This window comes from uncultured Mucilaginibacter sp. (assembly GCF_903913935.1).
GTDB lineage: Bacteria > Bacteroidota > Bacteroidia > Sphingobacteriales > Sphingobacteriaceae > Mucilaginibacter.
Genome location: NZ_CAIWNH010000118.1, coordinates 1 through 5,881, shown reverse-complemented (window position 1 = coordinate 5,881; position 5,881 = coordinate 1). Strand labels below are relative to the sequence as shown.

Here is a 5,881-nt window from a genome sequence, read left to right as displayed (position 1 = left end):
TGATAACCCTGAAAACATGGCTGTGGTCATCTTTTCAAGATCATATACCGGTTTCCAGCCCCAATCTTTTCTTGCTTCACTATCGTCTATTGAGTATGGCCATGAGTCGGCTATACTTTGCCTGAAATCCGGCAAAAAATCACATGTAAAATCAGGCAAATGGACATTTATCGCCTTAATTAATTCACCTGGGGTAAAACTTAGCCCGGAAAGATTATAAGATGACCTTATCTTAATTTTATCTGAAGGTGCTTCCATTATATTGAGCGTAGCCTGCAATGCATCATCAATGTATATCATAGGTAAACACGTATTTTGAGTCAAGTAGCAAATATAATTTTCTTCTGTTATTGCCTTATGAAACATATCAACAGCATAATCTGTAGTACCGCCACCGGGCATTGACTGATAACTGATCACCCCCGGATATCTTAACGAACGAATATCAATACCATAACGCTTATGGTAGTATACCGACCAGTTTTCTGCGGCTACTTTACTCACGCCGTATACGGTTGTTGGGTCAAGGTATGTATGTTGCGGCGTATGTTTCTTTTGGGCGCTGCCACCAAAAACCGCGATGGAACTCGGAACAAAAACCTTTTTTAGGTCAAATGATCTTGCAACTTCAAAAACATTTAAAAGTGTGGTCATATTTAAATTCCACGCCCAAACAGGATCAGCCTCGCCCTTTGCTGAAAGAATTGCAGCAAGATGATATATTTGAGTTATATTATGTTTTTTACAAATGTTTGCCAGGTCGGCCGCATTTGTGGCATCGAGTTTTTCAAAGAAACAGCAAGGCGAATCTGGCATAAAAAGATCAGACCCAATAACGTGGTTTATGCCAAACGCGTTTTGTAAAACGGGAAGCAAGGCAGTTCCAATCTGGCCATTTGCCCCAATAACTAAAATTTTATCTGTATACATATTTTATAATCAAATTAAGCTGTAAGTTCCTTTTAATTCCACCAAATGTTTTTGGCTTTCAGAAGCTTCCTGTTACTGATTGATCCAAATGTTAGCAAAAAAGGCTATTTTTTCTTTTATTTAAGATCAATTTTATGAAAGTAGAAATTAAGTTGCTTAGAGGGAGAGCCCTTAGGGGGGCTTATATAGCGCAAACGTTTGAAAAAGGGGATAATTTCAGGTTATACCCCCTTTATATTATAATTTGTGCCTTAATTACCCATCATATAAGCAATTAGTAAAAATTTAATAATATCTTTAAATTTGACAGCTTAATTAATAGCTTCTTATTTGGGTTTTTTATAAATGTCATCAAAGCCAACTACGATAACGGAAATTGCTTCTATTTTAAATATTTCGGCATCTACGGTGTCAAGGGCGCTCCATGATCATCCCAGTATTGGATTAACAACGCGATCAAAGGTCAAAAAATTAGCCAAAGAACTTAATTATGAGCCTAATCAAACAGCGATATTTTTTCAAAAAGGAAAGACCTATACCATTGGTGTAATATTGCCGGAACTTTCTGAATCATTTTTTTCCACCGCAGTTAGCGCTATTGAAGATACAGCCTACAAAAAAAACTATACTGTACTATTGGCCCAATCGCACGATAGTGAACTAACTGAAAAACAACTGGTTGAAAAGATGAAGAATCACCGGGTAGATGGCCTTTTGGTTTCAGTTGCCAAAAACACTTCTACCTTTGACCACTTCAGGTCATTGGAGAAATACAACATACCCATAGTTTTTTTTGATCGCGTCCCCGAAATACCCGATATTCACTATGTAGGGTGCAATATGGAAACCGGTACAATTGAGGCTGTTAATTATTTATTAAAAAAAGGACATCGCGCAATTGGAATGATCAATGGGCCTAAAACATTACTGGCCAGTGGTCAGCGTCGTGAAGGTTATATTAAAGCAATGATTGGGAACAGGCTTAAATTTGATCCGTCGTTAGTGGTAAGTTGTGACCTGACTGAAGATGGAACGAAAGAGGCATTGAATGAATTATTAGCCAGTAAAAGAAAGCCTACGGCAATTGTAACTTTTAATGATTATGTTTCATTGTTTGCTATCAAATATGCGCGAAGCCTCAATATCAGTATAAATACTGATCTGGCGTTTGTAAGTTATGCTAACCTGCCGCTGATAAACTATATGGATCATACCCCTGTTGCATCGGTTGAGCAGTTCCCGTATCTCCAGGGGCAAAAAGCGACCGACATATTACTGGACCTGCTTAATCAAAAAAATTTAAAGACCCAGGAACACGCCGCCTATTACAGAATTATTATCGAATCGCAATTGATAGAAAATAAAAAAGGGTTCCTTTAAAAAGACGCTCAAACGTTTGCGCAAATATTTAACACATCCGTTATGTATGTTTGGTTGATCAACAACCAATTTATGTTTGATAACATCCTTATTAGCTTCGGCTTAAATCCTTCTGATTATACTATTCAGCCTTTTGGCTCCGGTTTAATTAACCATACATTAAAAGTATCCGGCAATGCAGGAGATTTTATTCTTCAACAAATCAATGTTAATGTTTTTAAATCTCCGGAGGATATTGCCGAAAATTTATCTTTATTAAATAAACATTTCAAAAAAACCAAATCTGATTATCTCTTCGTAGCCCCCTTGCCGGCGATTTCGGGCGATTTTTTAGTTAAATCAGCATCCGGCAATGTTTTCAGGTTGTTTCCATTTGTAAAGGGATCGCAAACCATCAATTTTATAAGCTATGAAAAGGAGGCATTTGAAGCAGCAAAGCAGTTTGGCAAGTTTACGCGCTTACTTAACGAGTTTGAAATTGGGCAACTGAAGTATATTTTGCCAGATTTTCATAATCTTACATTAAGATTTCAACAATTCAAAACCGCCCATCAAAATGCACCAGGAGAGCGATTAGACCCGGCCTCAAATGAAATTAAGGAAGTATACAAACATGATTATATTTTACAAACCTATAAACGGCTGATTGCCAATAATGAGATACCACTGAGGGTTATCCATCATGATACCAAAATCAGCAATATCCTGTTCGACGAGCAGCAAAATGGATTGTGTGTAATTGATTTGGATACCGTAATGCCGGGATATTATTTGAGTGATGTTGGAGATATGATGAGGACCTATCTGTCACCTGCCAATGAAGAAGAGGCCGATCTTTCTAAAATTCATATCCGGGAAAACTTTTTTTACGCCATATGCAAAGGGTACCTGTCGGAAATGGGGACGGTGTTAAGTGAAACAGAAAAAAAATATTTTATATTTTCGGGAGAATTGATGATTTATATGCAGGCCATCCGCTTTCTGACAGATTTTCTTAATAACGATATTTACTACGGAACTAAGTACCCCGGACATAATTTAAACAGAGCCAGAAATCAGTTTACATTGCTAAACAAATACGTTGAGGCTGAAGAAAAATTCAGGCAAATGATGATCGAAGCGGAAAGAGATTTATCAACTGTACCAGATTTTTGACGTTTAATGAAGTTATCCAGAGCCATTTTCACATGAACTTACCTGTGCTTTCAAACTGAGCAATAGTTGATGCGAATAATGGTCGACACAAACAAGTAAGCACCCGTCTTCCCTCGGGTGCTTTTAACTATTTAATTAACTGGTATTATAAGAACGTAATGAAGATCTTGTTTATCTGGAAGGTGCTTTAAACGAGTTTAGTCCCCCTGTCAAGGAATTTCAAATAACTCGCCGGGTCATAGTCAGCTCCGCTGGACGGCACCAGCAAGTTGCCATTATTGTCGAGCAGTACATAAAATGGCTGTGAGTTTGCCTGGAGCTTTTCCGCTTGCAAATCGCTCCATTTGTTGCCGATTGTTTCGATTCTTTTGCCTTGGGCATTCACCGTCTGTTCTCCTTTCGCCAGGTCGGTTTTATCATCCACATAAAGCTGTATGAGTACATAATCCTGACTAATTCGTTTATACACCCCCTTGTTCGGCCATACATTGGCCTCCATCTTTCGGCAGTTTACGCAGGCATGCCCTGTAAAATCAATCATCACGGGTTTGTTCATTGATCTGGCATAAGCCATTCCCTCCTGATAATCAAAAAAAATATCCAGGTTAAGTGGCGCCTGGAAAATATCTGGATACTTACGTTGAATATGTTTTGCATTGAAGACGTTAGCGTTGTTTCCCATCAGCGTTGTTATATACAAATCAAAGTCCTGGGTTGATTGCGGCGGCAAAAAAGCCGATATAGACCTTAAAGGCGCACCCCATAAACCAGGTATTATGTACATCGTAAATGCCAATACGACTATGGCCATAAACAGTCGCGGTACTGACAAGTAGTTTAGTTCGCTGTCATGGCTAAACCTAATCTTGCCCATTAAATATATACCTATTAAGGCAAAGATGATGATCCAGAGCACCAGGAACGCTTCCCTGTCAAACCATTGCCAATGATAGGCCAGGTCGACGTTACTCAGGAACTTTAAGGGGAGGGCCAGTTCAAGGAAATCCAATACAACTTTCACGCTGTTGAGCTAGCCACCTGATCTCGGTTAGGAATGCATGAGGCTGGGGAACATGGCGAATAAGGTGAAAGGGATTGACAACGCCAGCGCAAAGCCAAACACCCCAATTGCAGGGCCTAAAAATGCGCCGGTTGTTGCTGCTTTTACCTGATCCCAAAGCCTGCGGCCCCTTAAGCAATTCTAATATAAATTAAAATGAAAAACCCTCGCAAGTACATCGGTAGTTGCGAGGGTTTGTACTCAGAGCGGGACTGTTCTCGAACCAATTTATCGAAGACTTGAAGCGAATAGTGGCTTTGGTGGCTTGAGGGACACTTTTGAAATATCTAAGCAGGATTGAGATCGAACCGCCATCACGTATCGCATTGTAAGTTCAATATTTTTTTAATTCAAAAATTAATATAATCCTTGACCATAAGAAGGTTATTTTAAAGAGATCCTTTTAAGAATAAGAAGTTTATATTTCAATTCGAATTTGATTTAATACGGAAGGTATATTATTAAAGGCAACATTCGTTACATAGCCAGGGGCTATAAAAACATTTTTAGTATACCACGAAATTTCATCCAGTATTAAGGGTGAACAAGTTGTATCAATTTCACATAGTTTTATATTGAACCCTCTTCCGTCGGCTTTAACAATCGCCTCTTTCTTCGTCCAGACTCTATAAAATGTCTCATAAATGGCAGTTGAATTGGTAATATTGGTCAACTCGCTATTAGCTAAAATACCCTTGTAATCAGTGATATGTATTGGATTTACCCTTTCTATATCAATTCCTATCCTGCCATGAGTTGTGATGGCGCAAACCACATAGTTGTTGGAATGAGCTATATTAAAGTCTAAATTGCTCTCAAAAAAAGGTCTATTGAATTCTGTATATTTCATATCTGCTATACATAAATTTGCTCCTATATGCTGTAATGACCTTATTAATAAAGCTTTGCCAATAATCGAAGCCGTTGCATCTTCCCATCTACGAAACGAGCCAACTCTTTTTTGCTCCCTATCCGGTAATTGTAAGTAATAAAAATCGAATTTTTCTTTATCCAGTAGTTGATCAAAAAATGACGAATAAATATTAATAACGGATTTCATATTCGTATTTTATTTTTTGAATTTCTTTTTTACGTTCAACCGGGCTTTGATAATATATACTTATAACTAAATCCCTGCTTTACCGTTTGCGGTCAAAGTCAGTCAATATAGTTTAAAGCAATTTTGGTAGCTATTTTCTCATTTATTTTATTGGCAATAGTTATTACATTTGGCGATTTCATCATGGTAATGTGATTGCCGGTAACATTACACATTTCCAAATTTTCAGCATAATTCTTCCATCCATAACTCTCATCATTTTCAGAAGATTGAGCTATAGATGTTGAATCATTAGC

At 37.9% G+C, this 5,881-nt stretch carries 6 protein-coding genes; 2 read left to right on the top strand and 4 right to left on the bottom strand.

Translation table 11 applies throughout. The annotated features are described in order from the left end of the window. Positions 1-930: NAD-dependent epimerase/dehydratase family protein (locus QZY09_RS04440; protein WP_295668661.1), on the bottom strand; the 930-nt coding region annotated here is incomplete at its 3' end. A 345-nt stretch (positions 931-1,275) separates the two neighbouring features. Here QZY09_RS04440 and QZY09_RS04435 point away from each other — a divergent pair. Then, the gene (locus QZY09_RS04435) at positions 1,276-2,310 is read left to right on the top strand and encodes a LacI family DNA-binding transcriptional regulator (RefSeq protein ID WP_295668658.1); all 1,035 of its coding nucleotides are present in this window, start codon (positions 1,276-1,278) and stop codon (positions 2,308-2,310) included. Between the two features lie 72 nt (positions 2,311-2,382). Continuing rightward, complete coding sequence (locus QZY09_RS04430) at positions 2,383-3,465, top strand: aminoglycoside phosphotransferase family protein (RefSeq protein WP_295668655.1); 1,083 nt, start codon at positions 2,383-2,385, stop codon at positions 3,463-3,465. Positions 3,466-3,652: 187 nt separating this feature from the next. On the opposite strand, the gene QZY09_RS04425 is transcribed toward QZY09_RS04430, so the two are convergent. From QZY09_RS04425 to QZY09_RS04415, 3 genes are all read right to left on the bottom strand, one after another. Then, complete coding sequence (locus tag QZY09_RS04425; RefSeq protein ID WP_295668651.1) at positions 3,653-4,486, bottom strand: thioredoxin family protein; 834 nt, start codon at positions 4,484-4,486, stop codon at positions 3,653-3,655. Positions 4,487-4,943: 457 nt separating this feature from the next. Continuing rightward, positions 4,944-5,585: a 4'-phosphopantetheinyl transferase superfamily protein gene (locus tag QZY09_RS04420; RefSeq protein WP_295668648.1), complete on the bottom strand. Its 642-nt coding sequence runs from the start codon at positions 5,583-5,585 to the stop codon at positions 4,944-4,946. A 98-nt stretch (positions 5,586-5,683) separates the two neighbouring features. Then, a partial coding sequence (locus QZY09_RS04415; RefSeq protein WP_295668646.1) for a hypothetical protein occupies positions 5,684-5,881 on the bottom strand: 198 nt, incomplete at its 5' end.

What these genes read in the sequence shown, in the direction of transcription:
- QZY09_RS04435 (WP_295668658.1), top strand. Translation starts at nt 1,276, where the DNA reads ATGTCATCAAAGCCAACTACGATAACGGAAATTGCTTCTATTTTAAAT.
- QZY09_RS04430 (WP_295668655.1), top strand. Translation starts at nt 2,383, where the DNA reads ATGTTTGATAACATCCTTATTAGCTTCGGCTTAAATCCTTCTGATTAT.
- QZY09_RS04420 (WP_295668648.1), bottom strand. Translation starts at nt 5,585, where the DNA reads ATGAAATCCGTTATTAATATTTATTCGTCATTTTTTGATCAACTACTG.